The 19479-nt window shown below is 46.1% G+C and carries 17 protein-coding genes; 14 read left to right on the top strand and 3 right to left on the bottom strand.

The genetic code is table 11. From position 1 onward, the window contains the following. The first annotated feature begins 4 nt into the window (after nt 1-4). From QZ371_RS09805 to nrdR, 10 genes are all read left to right on the top strand, one after another. Nucleotides 5-1561: an ABC transporter transmembrane domain-containing protein gene (locus QZ371_RS09805; RefSeq protein WP_295212025.1), complete on the top strand. Its 1557-nt coding sequence runs from the start codon at nt 5-7 to the stop codon at nt 1559-1561. A 58-nt stretch (nt 1562-1619) separates the two neighbouring features. Continuing rightward, nucleotides 1620-1991, top strand: coding sequence for a metal-dependent transcriptional regulator (locus tag QZ371_RS09800; protein ID WP_295212024.1), 372 nt, complete (start codon nt 1620-1622; stop codon nt 1989-1991). 1 nt (nt 1992) lies between these two features. After that, the gene (locus QZ371_RS09795; RefSeq protein WP_295212023.1) at nt 1993-2775 is read left to right on the top strand and encodes a ZIP family metal transporter; all 783 of its coding nucleotides are present in this window, start codon (nt 1993-1995) and stop codon (nt 2773-2775) included. Nucleotides 2776-3266: 491 nt separating this feature from the next. Beyond that, complete coding sequence (locus QZ371_RS09790) at nt 3267-3512, top strand: DUF1490 domain-containing protein (RefSeq protein ID WP_295212021.1); 246 nt, start codon at nt 3267-3269, stop codon at nt 3510-3512. Then, entirely contained in the window at nt 3512-5605 is a 2094-nt protein-coding gene (locus QZ371_RS09785) for a heavy metal translocating P-type ATPase (RefSeq protein ID WP_295212019.1), read from the top strand. The genes QZ371_RS09790 and QZ371_RS09785 overlap by 1 nt, the downstream gene beginning before the upstream one ends. A gap of 380 nt (nt 5606-5985) precedes the next feature. Next, nucleotides 5986-7914, top strand: a complete 1929-nt coding sequence (locus tag QZ371_RS09780; RefSeq protein ID WP_295212018.1) for an EAL domain-containing protein — start codon at nt 5986-5988, stop codon at nt 7912-7914. 115 nt (nt 7915-8029) lie between these two features. Then, the gene (locus tag QZ371_RS09775; RefSeq protein WP_295212017.1) at nt 8030-8212 is read left to right on the top strand and encodes a hypothetical protein; all 183 of its coding nucleotides are present in this window, start codon (nt 8030-8032) and stop codon (nt 8210-8212) included. A 190-nt stretch (nt 8213-8402) separates the two neighbouring features. Then, entirely contained in the window at nt 8403-9722 is a 1320-nt protein-coding gene (locus tag QZ371_RS09770; protein WP_295212015.1) for an aspartate kinase, read from the top strand. 185 nt (nt 9723-9907) lie between these two features. Next, nucleotides 9908-10483, top strand: a complete 576-nt coding sequence (locus tag QZ371_RS09765) for a phosphate propanoyltransferase (protein ID WP_243246394.1) — start codon at nt 9908-9910, stop codon at nt 10481-10483. Nucleotides 10484-10740: 257 nt separating this feature from the next. Beyond that, on the top strand, nt 10741-11187 hold the full coding sequence (gene nrdR / locus QZ371_RS09760; protein WP_295212014.1) for a transcriptional regulator NrdR: 447 nt from the start codon (nt 10741-10743) through the stop codon (nt 11185-11187). A 211-nt stretch (nt 11188-11398) separates the two neighbouring features. Here the strand turns inward: nrdR and QZ371_RS09755 are convergent, their stop codons facing one another. Both QZ371_RS09755 and QZ371_RS09750 read right to left on the bottom strand, forming a co-directional pair. Further along, nucleotides 11399-12574 (bottom strand): glycosidase, encoded by a 1176-nt coding sequence (locus QZ371_RS09755; RefSeq protein WP_295212012.1) that lies wholly within the window; start codon nt 12572-12574, stop codon nt 11399-11401. 173 nt (nt 12575-12747) lie between these two features. Further along, nucleotides 12748-13014 carry a helix-turn-helix transcriptional regulator gene (locus tag QZ371_RS09750; protein ID WP_295212011.1) on the bottom strand — a complete coding sequence of 89 codons (267 nt, stop codon included), beginning with the start codon at nt 13012-13014 and terminating at the stop codon, nt 12748-12750. 480 nt (nt 13015-13494) lie between these two features. On the opposite strand from QZ371_RS09750, the gene QZ371_RS09745 reads away from it, so the two are divergent. After that, nucleotides 13495-14913, top strand: coding sequence for an extracellular solute-binding protein (locus QZ371_RS09745; protein WP_295212010.1), 1419 nt, complete (start codon nt 13495-13497; stop codon nt 14911-14913). Nucleotides 14914-15109: 196 nt separating this feature from the next. Here QZ371_RS09745 and QZ371_RS09740 read toward each other — a convergent pair whose 3' ends face one another. Next, a complete protein-coding gene (locus QZ371_RS09740) occupies nt 15110-16141 on the bottom strand; it encodes a type II CAAX endopeptidase family protein (RefSeq protein ID WP_295212009.1) in 1032 nt (343 codons plus the stop codon). Between the two features lie 342 nt (nt 16142-16483). Here QZ371_RS09740 and thrH point away from each other — a divergent pair, with 342 nt between their 5' ends. From thrH to QZ371_RS09725, 3 genes are read left to right on the top strand one after another with little or no spacing between them, the layout of a single operon-like run. Beyond that, the gene (thrH, locus tag QZ371_RS09735; RefSeq protein WP_295212110.1) at nt 16484-17086 is read left to right on the top strand and encodes a bifunctional phosphoserine phosphatase/homoserine phosphotransferase ThrH; all 603 of its coding nucleotides are present in this window, start codon (nt 16484-16486) and stop codon (nt 17084-17086) included. Nucleotides 17087-17131: 45 nt separating this feature from the next. After that, complete coding sequence (locus tag QZ371_RS09730) at nt 17132-18376, top strand: SGNH/GDSL hydrolase family protein (RefSeq protein ID WP_295212008.1); 1245 nt, start codon at nt 17132-17134, stop codon at nt 18374-18376. 29 nt (nt 18377-18405) lie between these two features. Beyond that, nucleotides 18406-19470 (top strand): SGNH/GDSL hydrolase family protein, encoded by a 1065-nt coding sequence (locus QZ371_RS09725; protein WP_295212007.1) that lies wholly within the window; start codon nt 18406-18408, stop codon nt 19468-19470. Nucleotides 19471-19479: the final 9 nt, after the last annotated feature.

Raw genomic sequence — 19479 nt, 5'->3', positions numbered from 1 at the left:
ATTAATGATTAAAAAGAGACTTATCGCCGAGCTTGGCGACAGCAAAAAATATATTGCAGGCAACGTGGTCGTCCAATGGATAGGAATGATCTCAAACGTTGTGATGATATTTGTAATGGGCAGTCTGCTGCAAAAGCTTATCGACAAGCAGGTGCAAAGCAGCGATATCGCACTTGCGGTGACGGCGGCTGCGGCAGCCCTCATAATACGCTTTGTCTGTTCCTTTTTGCAGGAAAAATTCAGCTTTCTCGCCTCAAAATCGGTGAAAAAGAAGCTCCGTGAGATGATATTCACAAAGCTTTTGCGCCTTGGAAGCGCATACCGTGAGCAGGTGTCAACATCGGAAGTCGTGCAGGTCTCCGTTGAGGGCGTTGACCAGCTTGAAACATATTTCGGTCAATATCTGCCGCAGTTTTTCTATGCGATGATCGCACCTATCACGCTGTTTGTGATACTTTCATTTATAAGCTTTAAGTCGGCGATAGTGCTGCTTATCTGCGTGCCCCTTATCCCTGCGGCTATCGTTGCGGTGCAAAAGCTTGCGAAAAAGCTTCTTAACAAATATTGGGGACAGTACACAAAGCTTGGGGACACGTTTCTCGAGAATTTGCAGGGGCTCACGACGCTGAAGATCTATCAGGCTGACGAATACAAAAATCAGCAGATGAACAGCGAGGCGGAAAAGTTCAGAAAGATAACGATGAAAGTGCTGACAATGCAGCTCAATTCCGTCACCATTATGGATCTTATCGCATACGGCGGCGCAGCGCTGGGCGTTATCCTTGCGGCAGGGCAGTATCAAAAAGGCCTTGTGGACTTTGCAGGATGTTTTGCCATAATAATGCTTTCGGCGGATTTCTTTATCCCTATGAGAAGGCTGGGAAGCTTTTTCCACGTTGCGATGAACGGAATGGCGGCAAGCGACAAGATGTTCGCTATCCTCGATCTTCCCGAACCCGAGAGAAAGTCTCAGACCATTGATGAGGGCAACTGTACAATAAAGTGTACTGATCTCAGCTTTTCATATACTGAGGACAGAGAGATACTTCACGGCGTTGGACTTGAATTTCCAATGGGTACGCTGACAGCAATATGCGGTGAATCTGGCTGCGGAAAGTCAACCGTTGCGGCTGTTATAATGGGCAGGAACAAGGGCTATAAAGGCTCTGTAAAGATAGGCGATACCGAGCTTTCGGAGATTTCGGAAGAGAGCATAATGAGAAATATCACATATGTTTCCCACAACAGCACGCTGTTCAAGGGAACTGTTAGAGAGAATCTTCTTATGGCAAAGCCCGACGCAGAGGACGAGGAGCTTTGGGCAGCTCTCGACAAGGCGAAGCTTTCAAGCTTTCTTAAAAGCGAAAAGGGGCTTGACACAAGGCTTGCGGAAAACGCTTCAAACCTTTCAGGCGGACAGAAGCAGAGGCTTGCTCTTGCAAGGGCGATACTGGCGATTGTTTGGGTCTGCCACGTCATATACTTTGTGTTCGGAGTAAAAACTATCTGGGTCACTCAGGTTGAGGCTGATAAAAGTGACTGCCAAGAAAAGGCTTCATAGGATAGCTTAACAGCATAACAAACTGACAAAACACTTTGAACTTTGAAAGGAGAAAACAATGGGGAACATTCACACATCGGGCGAGGATTATCTTGAGGCCATACTCGTGCTTTTCAATCGTCACGGCGAGGTAAGAAGCGTTGATATCGCAAGAGAGCTGGGGGTAACAAAGCCCAGCGTATCAAACGCAATGAAGGTGCTCATAAAGGGAAGCTTTATCAAAATGGACGAAAACGGCTTCATCACCCTCACCGAGGACGGCAGATACGTTGCGGAAAAAATATACGAAAAGCACCTTGTGCTCACCGAATGGCTCAAAAGCTTGGGCGTTGACGAAAAGGTCTCCGAGCAGGACGCCTGCAAGATAGAGCACGTTATTTCCGACGAGAGCTTTTCCGCCCTCAAGGCGCATATAAAGGCGCAGGGCTGATATGAACGCAACGATTATAAAAGGCATACTGATACCGTTTCTGGGAACATCGCTGGGAGCGGCTTGTGTGCTGTTTATGAAGAAAAATCTCCACTACCTCGTCCAGCGTGCGCTGACAGGCTTTGCCGCAGGCGTAATGGTGGCGGCTGGTGTGTGGAGCTTGCTTATACCGTCAATGGAGCAGTCGGAAAGTATGGGCAGACTGCGGTTTATCCCTGCGGTGGTGGGCTTTTTGCTGGGCGTGTTTTTCCTGCTCGTGCTGGATAGGATTATCCCTCATCTGCATATGAACGCCACAGAACCCGAGGGCGCAAAGAGCGACTTAAAGCGCACAACAATGCTCGTCCTTGCGGTGACGCTCCACAATATCCCAGAGGGAATGGCGGTGGGCGTTGTGTACGCAGGCTGGGCGGCGGATAACACCGCAATAAGCGCCGCAGGAGCGCTGGCGCTTTCTCTCGGCATAGCGATACAGAACTTTCCCGAGGGAGCGATAATCTCTCTGCCGCTGAGGTCGGAGGGAATGAGCAAGGGCAGGGCATTCGTCTATGGCGTGCTTTCGGGCATTGTAGAGCCTATCGGTGCCGTGCTGACCATACTTCTCGCAGGGGTGATAATCCCCGTGCTGCCATATCTGCTGAGCTTTGCCGCAGGTGCGATGATATACGTCGTGGTGGAGGAGCTTATCCCCGAAATGTCCGAAGAGCCGCACTCAAATGTTGGCACGATACTTTTCGCCTTGGGTTTTGCACTTATGATGACATTGGACGTGGCTTTGTCATAGTATATAGGAAAGAGTGGGGGACTGAACCAAGTAGTTGGTTTTCTACATCTTATATAAATGATAATTTTTCAGCAATTAAGATGAACCACAAACGGGCGAACGCTGTTCGCCCCTACATTTGACAATTCAAATATGTTGTATTTAAGCCGCACAAACCGACTATGTACGGTTTACTGCTGTGTACGGTTTACAGTCTGTCCCGTCCTCGGGCTACAAAGTGCGACACCCGCAGTACAGCGAATCCCGAATTAAAAAAGTTAGATTGGTTAACTTGGGGCGAAAGTTTTTCTTAAAATTTAAAATATTTTTAAATTGCGAGGTTAAACTTGACTAATTGATAATTTAGCGCTATAATAAAGCCAAGGTAAGAATTCTGTCAGAGGACTTGTCGAAAAGGCTCGTCTTTTGGCAGAGTTTCTATATATGCCGAAATAATTAGTTTTTACTAATTTATCAACTAAAAAACAAAGACAAAACAGGAGGTAATCATTATGTTAAAGTGTTTTAAGGACGAAAAATTCTGGTGTGCTGTCGGCGGTGCTGCTGCCCTCGTTGTAGGCAAGAAGATCGTAAAGGCTAAGAAAACAAGAGAGCTTGCTGTAACAGGCCTTGCAAAGGGAATGAAGCTCAAGAGCGACGCCCAGACTGCCCTCAGAAATATGAAGGACGAAGCTTCTGACATCTGCTATGACGCAAAGGTAGAGGCCGGTATCAGCGAAGAAGAAGCTGAGGAATAATGAGATCAAGTATCGTTTATGATAAGCCCGGCAGAATACGTTTTCGCTGCGGCGCTGACGTTTTCACAAAGGAGCTGGAGTGTGCGCTGCATAAGCTAATATCGGAGCAGGAGTATGTAAAGTCCTGCGAGGCTCACTTTGAAAACGGCGGTATACTTGTGTGCTATAAGGACGGCCATAGGGGCGACGTCGTGAAGCTCGTCAATGGTATCGACGTCACGACCCTAAAGCCTGTCGCTGATAATCAGTATAACGTGGGCGAGATAGACAGAAACTTCAAGTCAAGCCTTGTCAAGCTCATCGCTGACAGATATATCAGAAAGGCTATCCTGCCTGCACCAATAAGCTCGGCTATAATCTTCTATAACGGCTTGAAGTATATCGCAAAGGGCGTAAGTGCGCTGTTTGACGGCAAGCTTACTGTCGAAGTGCTGGACGGAGCGTCTATCGGTGCTTGTCTTGCTCAGAAAAATTACAATACCGCAGGTACAGTTATGTTCCTGCTTTCAGTTTCATCGCTTCTTGAAGATTATACAAGAGCGAGAACAAGAGCCGCTCTTACTGACAGCCTCTCTATCAAGGCCGATAAGGTATGGCTGGCAGGGGAGGAGTGTGATACTCTTATCCCTATGTCACAGCTCCAGGTCGGCGACTGCATAAGAGTACGCACAGGCAGCGTTATCCCTGTTGACGGACAGATCACAGAGGGCGAAGCTTATGTCAACGAAGCTTCAATGACAGGCGAACCACTTGCGGTGATGAAGTCCGAAGGCTCGTCAGTTTTTGCAGGAACAGTCGTAGAGGAAGGCTCTGTCGTCATCAAGGTGCGCAAGCTTTCGTCAGACACAAAGATAAGCAAGATAATCGAGCTTATCGACAATTCGGAAAATCTTAAAGCAGGCATACAGAGCAAGGCAGAGCGTCTTGCAGACTCTATCGTGCCTTATAGCTTCTTAGGTTTTGCGCTTACGCTGCTTCTTACAAGAAATGTAACAAAGGCTGTCTCCGTGCTTATGGTGGATTATTCCTGCGCTATCAAGCTTTCAACGCCGATCGCAGTTATTTCCGCTATAAAGGAAGCCGCTGACAGAGATATTACAGTCAAGGGCGGAAAGTATCTCGAAGAGTTCGCACAGGCTGACGCTATCGTGTTCGATAAAACGGGCACGCTCACAAATGCCGAGCCTGTCCTTGAAAGAGTTATCGCACTTGGCGATTATTCCGAGGAGGACACTCTGAAAATAGCCGCTTGCTTGGAGGAACATTTCCCTCACAGCGTTGCAAGAGCTATCGTAAAGGGTGCGGCGGACAGAGGTATCAATCACGCCGAGGAACACGCCGAGGTACAGTACATCGTTGCCCACGGAATTTCCACAACTCTTCACGGAAAGAGAGCCGTTATCGGCAGCAGGCATTTTGTCTGCGAGGATGAGGGCATTGAGATAACCGAGGCGCAGCAGGCAGAGATCGATGAGAAGTCGGGGGCTTGCTCTGTTGTTTATCTTGCTGTTGGAGATAAGCTCACAGGTGCGCTTTGCATAAGCGACCCACCGAGGGCCGAAGCCAAGGAAGCCGTCGATATGCTCAAAAAGGCTGGTATCACAAACATCGTAATGCTCACGGGCGACAGCGCAAGAGCAGCCGAGATAACAGCCGCAAAGCTTGGCATACCCGATTTCAGAGCGCAGGTGCTCCCAGAGGATAAGCACCATTATGTTGAACAGCTCAAGGAAGAGGGTCATAAGGTGATAATGGTGGGCGACGGAATAAACGACGCTCCTGCTCTTGCAGCCGCCAACGTTTCCGTTGCAATGAGCGACGCTTCCGACATCGCTAAGGAGACCGCCGATATAACTATCCACGGCGCAGACCTCACCGAGCTTGTTCAGATGAGATATCTCAGCGAAATGCTTATGGAGAGGATAAACAGAAATTACCGCTTTATCGTTCTGTTCAATTCAGCTCTGCTTTTGTCAGGGGCATTCGGCGTGCTTTCGCCGTCAATGTCAGCTCTGCTCCACAACGCTTCCACTATGGCTATTTGCGCAAAGAGTATGACAAAGCTTGAAAAGAAGGACAAAAAGAATAAGTAATCAAATTACGTCAAGAGCGACCTCGTTTTCGGGGTCGCTTTTTTGCGTTATAGCGTAAAAAATATCAGCAAATTTCGTGGTGTGTGTTATATGATCTGCAATATTCAGAGCCTATTTATATATTAACTTTGGCTAAAAAATTAAAATAGCTAATTATAGACAAAAAAACAATAACGTTGTTATGCAAGCAAACAAAAAAGTGATAACAATTTGTTAAATCTGTTGTAAATCCCCTGTTTGCGTGATATTATGGTATTGTTGGCAGGTATAGGAGTATTTTAACGTCATTTAGAAAACGTTTTCGATATATTCACGAATCTGTCAAAAAAGTTAGATGTTATATGAAGAGAAGTTATGAAGAAAACAGATAGGTGTTTAGTATGGATTACATTACACATTATGATATATGTTCGCTGGTGCTTTATTTTATCACGGGCGTCATATTTTATATGACAAAGCGCATACCCTGCGTCCGTAATAAGGTGTTCGGAATGTTGCTGGGCGTGGCGGCCGGTTCGGCTGTGTTCGACCTGCTGACGGTCTATTCAAACGCAAGCTGGGGCATTGGGCTGAAACTATTTTTTCACGTCGCATACTATGTCACACATACGCTGATACCATTTGTATTTGTGATGTACATACTTTATCTTACAGACAAGATAAAGTCGATGTCAAAGGGATTTAGAGCGGTGCTTTTTATCCCCGAGACCGTCAATCTGCTTTTGATAATCACATCGCCACTGACAAAATTCATCGTCAATGTGACTAGCGACGGCGTTTATGAGCGTGGCATTCTGCAGCCTGTATGCTATGTGATCGCGATCTATTACCTTGTGTTCGGTATACTTTTTGCACTTTCAAACCGCAATATGATATCAAAACAGGTGGTAACGGCCATAATCGCATTCTGCTCGATGACGACCCTTGCGGTGTGTATCCAGATCATAAACCGCAGCCTGCTTATCGAGTGCTTCTCGGCTTCCGTTTGCATAATGCTCATAATGTTCACCCTGCAAAATCAGGACGATATGATAGATTCGGGCACAAAAATGCTCAACCGTAGCACATTTATGAACAACTGTGCTGTCAATTCCGCCTCGGGAATGGTCTATTCTATCCTGCTTATCAGAATACCAGATTTTAGAATGCTTATGAAGACCTTTGGCGGACGTTACACAAATTCGCTGCTGAGAAGCTTTTCTGACTATCTTTACACTTTCGTGAACCTTGGCGATGGATATTATCTCGAGGACGAGTGCTTTGCCCTTGTGTTCAGAAAGGATTCCGAAAGCGTCGGCAGAGTGTACCGAGAGATAAGGGAAAAGCTCCAGTCCAACTGGCAGATAGGCACGGTGGATACCTTCATTACCGCAAGCTTTATGCGTATCGACTGCCCGGGTGATGCAGACAATGCTGAGATAATAATGGACTACGTTGAGCAGTTCAAGCACATCAAACAGCCATCTGAGAAGCTTCTTCACACGACGAATATCAATTTCTACGATCAGAAAAGGCGCAGCGAGGTCGAACTTGCTATCGACAATGCCCTTGAAAACCGTGGCTTTGCGGTTTTCTATCAGCCGATATATTCGGGCGAAAAGGGCAGGATAGTCTCCTGCGAGGCGCTGGTAAGGCTCTTTGACGACAAGCTGGGCTGCATTTCACCCGATGAGTTCATTCCTATCGCAGAGGAGAACGGCAAGATACTTCGTATTGGCAAATTTGTCTTTGAAGAGGCCTGCCGCTTTATCAAAAAGGGCGAGGCGACAAAGCTTGGTATCGAGTATGTTCAAGTCAATCTTTCCGTGGTGCAATGTATGCAGTCTGATCTTGTTGAGCAGCTTCTTGGCATAATGGACAGATACAAGGTCGACCCTTCAAAGATATGCCTTGAAGTCACTGAGACCGCCGCCGTTTATACTCCGCACATTATGGAAAAGAATATCAGAACACTTTCTGATTGCGGCGTGCGATTTGCCCTTGATGATTACGGCTCGGGCTATTCAAATATGACATACCTGCTCAATCTGCCATTTAGATTTATCAAGCTTGAAAAAGAGATCGTGTGGGCAGGCTTCAAGAGCGAAAAGGCGCAGATCGCCATTGAAAGCACCGTTGCGATGATAAAGAAGCTCAATATGCAGATAGTTGCAGAGGGCGTTGAGGAAAAGCATCAGCTTGAAAGACTGCTTGCAATGGGCTGCGATTTCATACAGGGCTATTACTATTCAAAGCCCGTTCCCGAAAGCGAGTTTATGCAGGTGCTTGAAAAATATAACGCCAAAGTGCTGGAGACAGTCGGCGTATAAGTGCTGAATTGCTAAGAGACAAGTTTCACAAAGCTGTCAAACTTGTCTTAGCTAAAATTTAAGATAAAAATGTATAATGACCATATCGAAAGAAACCTGACAGGAGGCGTTCAGAATGAACGGAAACGATATGGTCATATTAGGCAACACAGCACAAGGACCGCCTAGCGGCTTTGTACGTAATCTGCTTGCCATTATAACGGCTTATTTTGCCGAGGAAAAGCTGGGCTTTCTCAGCCGCAGACACGATAAATGGTTGGAAAAACAGTTCCCCGTCCATAAACACGGCTGCTTGTAGTTGTACGCCATACAAATACAAGCGTATTCCACAAACAAACATAAAAAAATGACTGAAATTTAGTTCTTTTATACATTGACTTAATTACATAAATTCTGTATACTATTTATTGTACCGTCAGCGCAGGCGAAAAGTACGCTGACAAGAGGCTTTCGGGTCTCAATATTATAGTTTATAAGGGGTTTGTGTAATGACTAAGGTTGTAAAATTCGGCGGAAGCTCTCTCGCAAGTGCAGAGCAGTTCAAGAAGGTCAAGGAGATCATCACGGCTGAATCTTCAAGAAGATTTGTCGTTCCTTCCGCACCGGGAAAGAGATTTTCAGCTGACACAAAGGTCACAGATATGCTTTACGGCTGCTATGATCTGGCAGCAAAGGGCAAGGATTTTGAGAAAGAATTTGCTGCAATAAAGGAAAGATATTACGGAATAATCAACGATCTCGGTCTTGATCTTTCACTTGAGAAGGAGTTCGAGACTATCAGAGCTTGCTTTATCGGTAAGGCAGGCCGTGACTATGCGGCTTCCCGTGGCGAGTATCTTAACGGCATCGTGCTGGCTGCATATCTCGGATACAATTTCGTTGACGCCGCTGACGTTATCTATTTCAACGAGCAGGGTCAGTTTGACGCCGCAAAGACGAACGAAGTTCTCCCACAGAGACTTGCTTCACTCGATAACGCTGTCGTTCCGGGTTTCTATGGCTCAATGCCTAACGACACTATCAAGACTTTCTCAAGAGGCGGTTCTGACGTAACAGGTTCTATCGTTGCGGCTGCTGTAAATGCTGACATTTACGAGAACTGGACGGACGTTTCCGGCTTCCTTATCTGCGATCCTAGAATAATCGACGATCCTCAGCCTATCACAACTATCACATACAAGGAGCTCAGAGAGCTTTCATATATGGGCGCAACTGTTCTTCACGAGGACGCAATTTTCCCTGTAAGAAAAGCAGGTATCCCTATCAACATCAAGAACACAAACAAGCCTGAGGACGTTGGTACAATGATCGTTGAGTCAACTTCACAGAAGCCTCCGTTCACAATCACAGGTATCGCTGGCAAGAAGGGCTTTACAGTTGTCAACATCGAAAAGGATATGATGAACGCAGAGATCGGTTTCGGCAGAAGAGTTCTCGAGGTGTTCGAGAAGAACGGTATCTGCTTTGAGCATATGCCTTCGGGTATCGACACGATGTCTATCGTCGTTCATCAGGCTGAGTTTGCTCCAAAGGAGCAGGAGATCATGTCAGGTCTTCATAGAAACTGTCACCCTGATACAATTGATATCGAGACAGACCTTGCGCTTATCGCCGTTGTTGGCCGTGCGATGAAGTCAAACAGAGGTACAGCAGGCAGGATTTTCTCAGCACTTGCACACGCACACGTTAACGTAAAGATGATCGACCAGGGTTCAAGCGAGCTCAACATCATCATCGGCGTGAACGAGGCAGACTTTGAAGCAGCTATGAGAGCTATCTACACTATCTTTGTTGATACACAGCTTTAATTTTAATACTACCAAGGGCGGCAATTTTGCTGCCCTTTTTGTATGTAAGAAAATATTAAATGAAAGTAAAAACAAATGGCATATAAACTAAAAATGTTCACCTTAATTAAATTTGCCCTTGACCTGAGGCGAAAATAGTAGTAAAATATAAGGGTAGATAGTTTATTTGAAAGGAATGTTTTATTATGCCAAAATTTATAGTTGAAACATCTGCACGTCACGTTCACGTTACACAGGAAACTCTTGAGATACTCTTCGGCAAGGGCGCAACTCTTACAAAGAAGAAGGATCTTTCTCAGCCTGGTCAGTTTGCTTGCGAGGAGAGAGTTACAGTTGTAGGCCCTAAGAGAGAGCTTGCTAATGTTTCCATTCTCGGCCCTGTAAGAAAGGCAGATCAGATCGAGCTTTCAGCTACCGACGCACGTTCTATCGGCGTTGCTGCTCCTATCAGAGAGTCTGGCGACACAGCCGGTTCAGGCGCTTGCAAGCTTGTTGGCCCTTGCGGTGAAGTTGAATGTTCCGAGGGCGTTATCGTTGCAAAGAGACACATTCATATGACACCTGCTGACGCTGAAACATTCGGCGTAAAGGATAAGGACATCGTTGCTGTAAAGATCGAGTCCGCTGAAAGAACTGCTATCCTTTGCGACACAGTTATCAGAGTAAGCGACAAGTTCGCTCTTGCTATGCACATCGACACAGATGAGTCAAATGCTGTTGGCGCTGGCAGAGAGCAGTATGGCGAGATCGTTAAGCTGTAATATCTGACATATCTTTATACATAGGCTGCGCAAGTCGCAGTCTGCAAAAGAGATTTTTGAACGGGCGAAAAATTGTTGTCGACATTGTTCACAACAATTTAGATCGCCCGTTTTTTTGCGCTGAATTGCGTTTGTAAGTATAAAATTTTGTTAAATCTCTTGCAATTGTCTACAAGCTGTGGTATAATTAATTAATAAAAGTACAATAAAAGTACAACATATGCTGAAAAGTCTCTGATAAGGAGTGTAGATAAACGATGAGATGTCCTTTTTGCAATTATGAAGATACACGAGTAATAGACTCACGTCCCAGCGAGGGCAAGAAGCGCAGACGCCGTGAATGCCCGAAGTGCGGAAAGCGTTTCACCACCTATGAGGTGATCGAGAAGCCACAGCTTATGGTCTACAAGCGTGACGGTTCCTTCGAGCCATTCGACAGGCAAAAGCTTATGAAGGGAATTCAGAACGCTATCAAGAAGCGCCCTGTCAGCGTTGAGGATATCAAGGGCTTAGTTGACGATGTTGAGAACACCTTTGCAAACAAAATGCAGACCGAGACAACCACAAGCGAGATCGGCGATATGGTGCTCAAGGGTTTGAAGAAGCTCGATCATGTTGCATACGTTCGTTTTGCGTCCGTTTACAAGGACTTCAATGACGTTGACTCGTTCATCAAAATTATTTCCGAGCTTTCTAATAAGTAGGCGTTTAAGTGAGGAATGAGGAGTGAGGAATGAAGAATGAAGGTATCGCCGCTGGCGATGATATCTTTGTTGCAACCTTTGGTCGCTTGAACTCTCGTTCGCTTGTTTGAATAATTATGTTCGGGCGGCAATTTGTCGCCCGTTTTTGCTCAATAAAAAAGAGACGACTAAATGCCGTCTCTTTTTTTGTATGGTATGTATTCAGAAAGAATTACTTTCCGAGAAATTCAAGGTTCTTCTTGATGAGCTCACATCTCTGCTTTACGCAGTCAACTGAACGCAGCGGATCAGAAGGTGTGTTGAATGTGTAATCCATAAGCTTGTCGATCGTTGTTGAAGCAACGTGAAGTCTTGTGTCAGATGAAGCGTAGTAAATGTAAACATCGCCGTTTTCACGAACGATAGCGCCGTTTGTGAACGCAACGTTTGAAACGTCGCCAACTCTTTCGCTGCCGTGCGGTGCAATGAACAGTCCCGATGGTGAAGCGATAAGCTTTGAAGGATCGTCAAGTGCTGTTGCGAATACATAAATTACATATCTGAGGCCAGCGGCTGTGTTTCTTACGCCGTGAGCAATGTGTATCCAGCCCTTAGGGGTCTTGATCGGAACTGCGCCTGCGCCGTTTTTTACCTCTGTGATAGTGTGATACTGTCTTGGCGAGATAACCACTTCGTCTGTGCAGATAACAGGGTTTGTGATATCTTCGCAAAGACCGAAGCAAACTCCTCCGCCTGAACCTGTCTCGATAAAGTCATCCTGTGGACGTGTGTAGAATGCGTACTTGCCGTCAACGAACTCTGGGTGGAGCACAACATTTCTCTGCTGTGGCGACTTTGACTTGAGGTTAGGAAGTCTTTCCCAGGTCTTGAGGTCCTTTGTTCTAACGATACCTGCCTGCGCAGTTGCGGCAGAAAGATCGTTTGAAGTCTTGTCCTTGCTCTCAGAACAGAAAACGCCGTATATCCAGCCGTCCTCGTGCTGAGTAAGTCTCATATCATATACGTTAGTCTCTTCGGGCTCTGTATCGGGAAGCTGAACAGGGAAGTCCCAGAAACGGAAGCCGTCAACAGGGCGGTCGCTCTCTGCAACCGCAAAGAAAGACTTTCTGTCGTTGCCCTCAACTCTTGCAACAAGATAATACTTGCCGTTGAGATAGATAGCGCCCGAATTGAGAACAGCGTTTATGCCGAGCCTTTCCATAAAGTGTGGGTTGGTCTCGGGGTTCATATCGTATTTCCAGATAACAGGTGCGTGTGCCGCAGTCAGAACAGGGTTCACATATCTGTCGTAAATGCCGTTGTAGCTTTCGGATACAACGTTTTTTCTGTTGATGAGCGCTTCATAATCAGCGATCACCTTGGCTTTGTTTCTTTCAAATTCAGTCATTCCGATGATCCTTTCAAGATATATTATACTTTAGTAGTGAAAACCACACAAACAAGTATACTATAATCTGAAATGAATTACAAGTACCGCCAAAAACATCAAACGATTACATTTTAAAATTTTAACGAACTGCACAAATAATACGCCGCAAAGGGCGTATCTGCTGATTTTTCTTACAAATCCAGCTTTGATCTTTTTTCGATCTCCGCAAGAATAACGCTGGGGCGAATGCGCATAGCTTCGGCTATCCTGTAAAAAGTTTCAAGAGTGGGCTTGCGTTCGCCACGTTCAATGGCGCTGAGGTACGTCCTGCCAATATCGGCAAAGCCGCTTACGACTTCCTGCGAAAGCCCTTTGCTCTCACGGAAATGCCGTATAACGTTTCCTACTATCTTAGGGTCGAGTATAGTTATAAATCCTCCAATTATGATTATAAGCAAATTGGAGTTAGATTATGAACACATATGTTGACACTAGGCTTAGAATGTGCTATAATAAACGCATAAAGACATACTAAATTGATACTATCCCCTTATCAGTTTAATGCCGCATAGGGGCGTCACCCTGTCCCTTACGGCATAGTCCTAATATCATTTCAGCTTCGCAGAGGCCTTTCCCTGCGAAGCTTTTTCTTTTTGACGGCAAAAATCTCATAATTTAATATTTGAACATCACATAATAAATCTGCCCAATGCCGCCTTTTTGCGTGTGTTTTGAATATGATTGTGCAAAGTGTACAATAAAATGTGATGAGATTGTGTTAAAGTGTTAGTTGACAACAGCTTCATATATGTTGTATAATGGTAATGAACTTGAAAATGTGAACGTTTTCAATGTGATCGACGAAAGTTAATGCTAAAATTTTAAGTCATTCCGACAAAATGAATGGCTTTGTAATTTTGTATCAGGAGGAAATACATATGAACTACAAAAAGTATATTGCAGGCGCAATGGCTCTCTCAATGGCTCTGGGCATCGCAGGCTGCGGAAGCACTTCGTCTTCATCAAGCAAGGCTGAGGACGATTTCTCTGCAACAGAAAACGTAAAGGTAGCGGATACTGAGTCTATCGAGGCTATCCCGGACGGTGCTGAGAAAGAGATCCTTTACCTCGGCGAGGGCGACCTTAACCCTACAAAGGGCAACCCTGAGAAGAGCACAGAGCTTCAGCTTTTCGAGAGCAAGGGCGGCAAGATCAGATTCCAGCAGACCTCTAACGAGGACAGATTTGACAACCTTGCAGCAGCTATAACAGCTAATAAGGATATCCCTGATATCTTCAAATACGAGTGGCTCGCATTCCCATCACAGGTGGTAAAGGATATGTACCAGCCTGTTGACGATATCGTAAACTTTGACGATCCGCTTTGGTCTGCAACAAAGGAAACAGCCGATCAGTTTATGCTAGGCGGCAAGCACTATGTTGCACCTCTTGGTTATACAGCTTCCGCAATGCTCTGCTATGATAAGGATATCATCGACGCAGAAGGCCTTGAAGATCCATATGAGCTTTATGCAAACAACGAGTGGACTTGGAGCGCTTGGGAAGATATGATGTCATCATATGTTGGCAACGCACCTGCTGATACAGAGCGTTACGGTGTAAACGGCTTCTTTAGAGCACACGTTATCCAGCAGACAGGCAAGAAGCTTGTAAATTATGACGCTGACAAGAACGAGTTCTCAAGCAATCTGAACGATCCTGATATCGAAAAGGGACAGGACTTCCTTTACAATCTTATGAAGGACGGCCTTGTGCTCAATGGCTGGGTAGGTTCTGCAAGAGACTGCTTCAATCAGAACTGCCTGTTCTATGCAATGGGCGAGTGGGCTTATACTGGCAACCAGTCACCAAAGGAGGGCGAGAACTGGGGCGTTGTTCCTATCCCTCAGTATGACGACAATCAGCAGAAGATCACAACATCTGATATGACAGCGTTTATGTGGGTAAAGGGCTCAACAAGAAAAGAAGCTGTTAAGTGCTGGTTCGAGTGCGTAAGAGCTTCCAAGACTGATCCTAAGTACGAGCAGACAAACAAGGATAAGTTTATGGAGAACAATCCTAACTGGACAGACGAGATGTACAACACAAAGATGGACGTTGTTTCTGACGATTATCTGATGCTCTTCGACTATGCTTACGGCGTATCCTCAGCTTTGGGCGACAGAAAGCAGTTCGACGGCAATCAATGCCTTGTTGACGCACTTTACGGCGAAGCCTCCAGCGTAAACGAGGAAGGCGGACAGTCTACTTGGACTCAGGTTCGTGAGAAGTATTCCGCAACTGTTGACTCCGAGATCAAGGAACTCAATCAGAAGATCGCAAACTACAAGGGCTAATTCACCAAAAGCAAAGCCGCACTATCACCGCTTTATCCGTGCGGCCTGCTTTCTTCTTTCATCACCAATAAAAAAATATCCGATCGGCTTTTTATGGCTGGTCGGATATTTTTGTGTATGAAATTGTGGAAAGTGTATGTAGGGGACGGCGTCCTCGACGTCCCATTGTTTGTTGATGATGTATCGTCAAGTTTTATCAAACGATACCAAGTCCCAAAGCCACCCTTATGGTGATGATGATAAGTCCTGCAAAGCAGAGAAGCGTAACAGGCGAGGTAAGGTAGATAAGAAACTTTTTGCCCTGCGGAACATCTGGGCAGAAATTGATAAGGGTGAAGCTTTCACGGTGGAATTTTATCTCACGGAAAAAGAACACAAGTCCTGTTATCATCAGAGCAAACACAAGCAGCGCCATTGTTATCACAATGAGCAGGGGAGTTGAATGGGCGGAGATGTACGCCATATCCTGCTTAGTTAGTGCGTCCTGCAAAGCGTCAAGGTCTATCTGACCAAGGGCAATGCTCTGCACCGCACCGATAGTGTTAAGCGAAACGTGCAGTATCAGCGAAGGTATGATAGAGCCCGTTTTCGCCACAAGGAAGCAGGCGCAAGCGCCCATAACTGCGGCGTAAAGTATTTGCTGATAGCTGCCGTGCCAAAGACCGAATGTCAAGCCGATCATCACAACGCCTGTCCATTGACCCACCTTTTCTGTGTTGCGGTACAATGTTCCACGGAACATAAGCTCTTCAAAAAACGGCGCAAGCACAGACATTGCAAGAAAGCTCGTTATAGCGCCGAGAAGGGTTCCGCTGGAAGTGAAGTCCACGCCGTTGAGTTCGGTGTCGGAAGCGGACTGTACAAAAGCAAAGAAGAATGAGTTGATGTAATTTGCGGCATAGATAAGTCCGATAGAAATGACTATCCACCGAGCTATCCATTTGGTAGGCATAGCAGGTTTGCGGAAGCTTGCTAAGATCTTCAGCCCCTCTTTGTTGCCGCTGATAAGTTTGAAAATTATCAGCACGATAGGCACGACTATCAGATACTGTATGCAGTAGCTCACAAGCTCGGAGATATCGTAAAGATATTTCGAATCAGCAGCCACCTTGCCGACTATCCAGCCGCCCACACGGATAAGCAGGATATCCAGCACATAGAAAATTATTATCATCAGCGAATTGACATTGGCAGTCCGTCTGATAAGACTTTTTGTATTTTGTTCCATTTTTGATTACCTCTATATTATTATATTTACATTATAATGACAGACTGTCAACAAACTGCAAACCAACGGGCGACCACAGGTCGCCCCTACATTAAATTGCGTATTTAAGCACATATGTAGGGGACGGCGTCCTCGACGTCCCACTTGTTTGCACCTTTATCAACAAACTGTTATTTTATGATTGTTACGATTTTATGTATATGATTATATCATAATCACCTGTGGCTGTCAAATAATAAGCCGCTAAAAATATGTATAATACTATTGTAATTGTGAGAAAAATGTGTTATAATCGGTATATAAATTATTAATATTATTTTTGGAGGTTTTTCTATTATGAGTATGTATATCACTTGTCTTGACCTTGAAGGAGTTCTCGTTCCTGAAATTTGGATAGCTTTTGCTGAGGCAACAGGTATCCCTGAGCTTAAAAGAACTACAAGAGATGAGCCTGATTATGATAAGCTTATGAAGTACAGACTGAATATCCTTAAAGAGCACGGTCTCGGCCTCAAGGAGATTCAGGAAACTATCGCTACTATCGACCCAATGCCGGGCGCAAAGGAGTTCCTTGACGAGCTGAGAAGCTTCACACAGGTAATAATCATCAGCGATACTTTCTCACAGTTCGCAGGCCCTCTTATGAAGAAGCTTGGTTATCCTACTATCTTCTGCAACACTCTTGAAGTTGCTGAGAGCGGCGAGATCACAGGCTTCAAGATGAGATGTGAAAAGTCAAAGCTCACAACTGTAAAGGCTTTGCAGTCTATCGGCTTTGAGACTATCGCAAGCGGCGACAGCCACAACGACCTTGGTATGATACAGGCAAGCAAGGCAGGCTTCCTCTTCAAAAGCCCTGACAGCATTAAGGCTGAGTATCCTGAGCTTCCTGCATATGAAACATATGACGAGCTTATGGCTGCTATCAAGGCTGCAATGGACTAATACAAAAATAGTATATAGCACAGAGACAGACAAGGAAAATCACAGATGAAAAAGATAATATCGCTGTTCGTGGCTGCGGCGCTGACTGCTTCAATGTCAGCCTGCGGCGGCAGCGACAGCAGTTCGGCGGCTAAGAGCGAAAGTTCTTCCGCCGAAAGCGCTGTCCAGCCGACAGTTCAGAGCTGCAAGATCACGGACGAAAATTTTGATACTTATGTATCCAACACATACGTTGCGACGGGCAATAATTACATTGTAAAGAAAGCTGACGAGGTCACATATCGTGCGTATTTTCCGCTTGAGGAATACGGCGAACTTGAGTATGCTTTCTATTTTTCAAACACCATAGATTCCACATACAATGCCGACGGCAAGCAGGCTTATGCAGGTAAAGAGGGCGGCGAATATGAAATAGCTTCCGCTTATATCTGCGACGGCGGAACGAGCACCGAGGACGAGATAACTTCAAGAACTGAGGTCACTTTCGGCGGAGAAAGTTCAAAGACCGTTGCTTCTGGGGAGACCTATTGGAGCGACCCTGTTACGCTGAACGTGCCAGAGGGTCACTATCTTGTGTGGGAATGGACGCTGACGGGCAAGGATATCCCTTGCAACAAAATGTCGGGTCTGACGGCTTGTTCATCATCAAAATACGGCGGCGATTTCAGCTATTGCGATGATATGCCTTTGCCCCTTCTTATCGGCGCAAAAAGGGACGTCAAGAGCAGGGTAACGGCTATCGGCGATTCTATCACGCAGGGTTGTGCGACGGAAGCAAGCGCTTATGAATTTTGGGCTGCAAGAATTGCGCAAGAGTTGGGTTCAGATTACAGCTTTTGGAACTGCGGTCTTGGTTGGGCGAGAGCAAGCGACTGCGCACAAGAGGGCAATTGGCTTGGCAGAGCGCTGAACGCTGACACAGTTATCGTGGCATTCGGCACAAATGATATCGTGTCGGGCGAATATGGCGGCGACGGCGGAAACACCGCAGACGAGGTCAACGGCTATATAAGCACCATTTTGGAGCAGACACAGGCGGCAGGTTGCAAGACAATACTTTTCAACGCTCCCCCACAGGATTATGACGAGGAGCACGAGGCTGTCAGAACGGCTCTCAACGAGACCGAAAAGCAGACCGCCGAGACCTATGGCGCTGAGTATTTTGACTTTTCGGCGCAGCTTTCAACACCCGAGAACCCGGCAGGTGCGCTTTATGGCGGACACCCTAACGGCGAGGGCGGAGCAGTCGTCTGCAAAGCGTTTATGGAGCAGTTCAAAGACAAGATATAAAACGTAAATGTAATTAAAAGGATATTGATATGAAGAAAATACAGTTTGATAAGTACACAAAGACCGTGGGCAGAACTTATTTTAAGGACGGCGTAATGTGGCTTGGCCTTTCTGGCACGGGTGCTGAATTTGATTTCTGCGGCGAAAAGCTCACGCTGACTTTTATCGGCGACAGTATCGCAACGGACAGCGGCACAACGGAGCAGTCGAGAATGGCTGTTTATATTGACGGCGAGCGAGTTCTCGACGAAATGGTTCGTTATGACCGCAAAAGCTTTGATATCGTCAGGTCGAAAAAGTCCTGCACAGTTAAGATCGTTAAGCTCACAGAATCGCCAATGTCGGCGGTGGGCGTTGTGGCTGAGGCTGACGACAAGGCTTTGATAGCAAAGTCGGCGGACAAGAAGTTGAAGATCGAGTTTATCGGCGATTCAATAACCTGCGGCTATGGCGTTGACGATGAGGACGCTGAGCACCAGTTTTCCACCGATACTGAGGACGTCACAAAGGCTTACGCTTACAAAACGGCACAGGCGCTCGACGCTGATTACAGTATGTTCTCTGCCAGCGGTTACGGCATAATCTCGGGCTATACCGAGGGCGACGTGCCTTACAGCGAGGAGACTATCCCACAGTTTTACGACAGCTACGGCTATTCAAGGGGCGATTTCGGCGGCGAGAAGCCACAGGATATCAAGTGGGATTTCGACAGGTTCGTTCCGCAGATCATTGTCATAAATCTCGGCACGAATGACGACAGCTACTGCCGTGACTATGCCGACAGACAGCAGGGCTTTTCAAAGCTTTACGCTGAGTTTCTCGAGACAGTCCGCTCACGCAATCCACAGGCTTACATACTCTGCACCGTGGGAATTATGGGTGAAAGGATATTCGCTTCTGTTGAAAAGGCGCTGGAGCTTTATCTTTCAAAGAACGATGACAAGCGCATTTCGGCGATGAAATTCACCGAGCAGGACGGCGCAAACGACGGCTTTGCCGCAAACTGGCATCCGACTGCAAAGACCCACACAAAGGCGGCACAGGTGCTTGTTGAGAAGCTCAACGATATCATAATGGCTGAGGATATCGGATAAGATTTTTAC

It is taken from the genome of Ruminococcus sp. (genome assembly GCF_019423705.1).
Lineage (GTDB): Bacteria > Bacillota > Clostridia > Oscillospirales > Ruminococcaceae > Hominimerdicola.
This window is presented reverse-complemented; position numbering and strand designations above follow the sequence as displayed.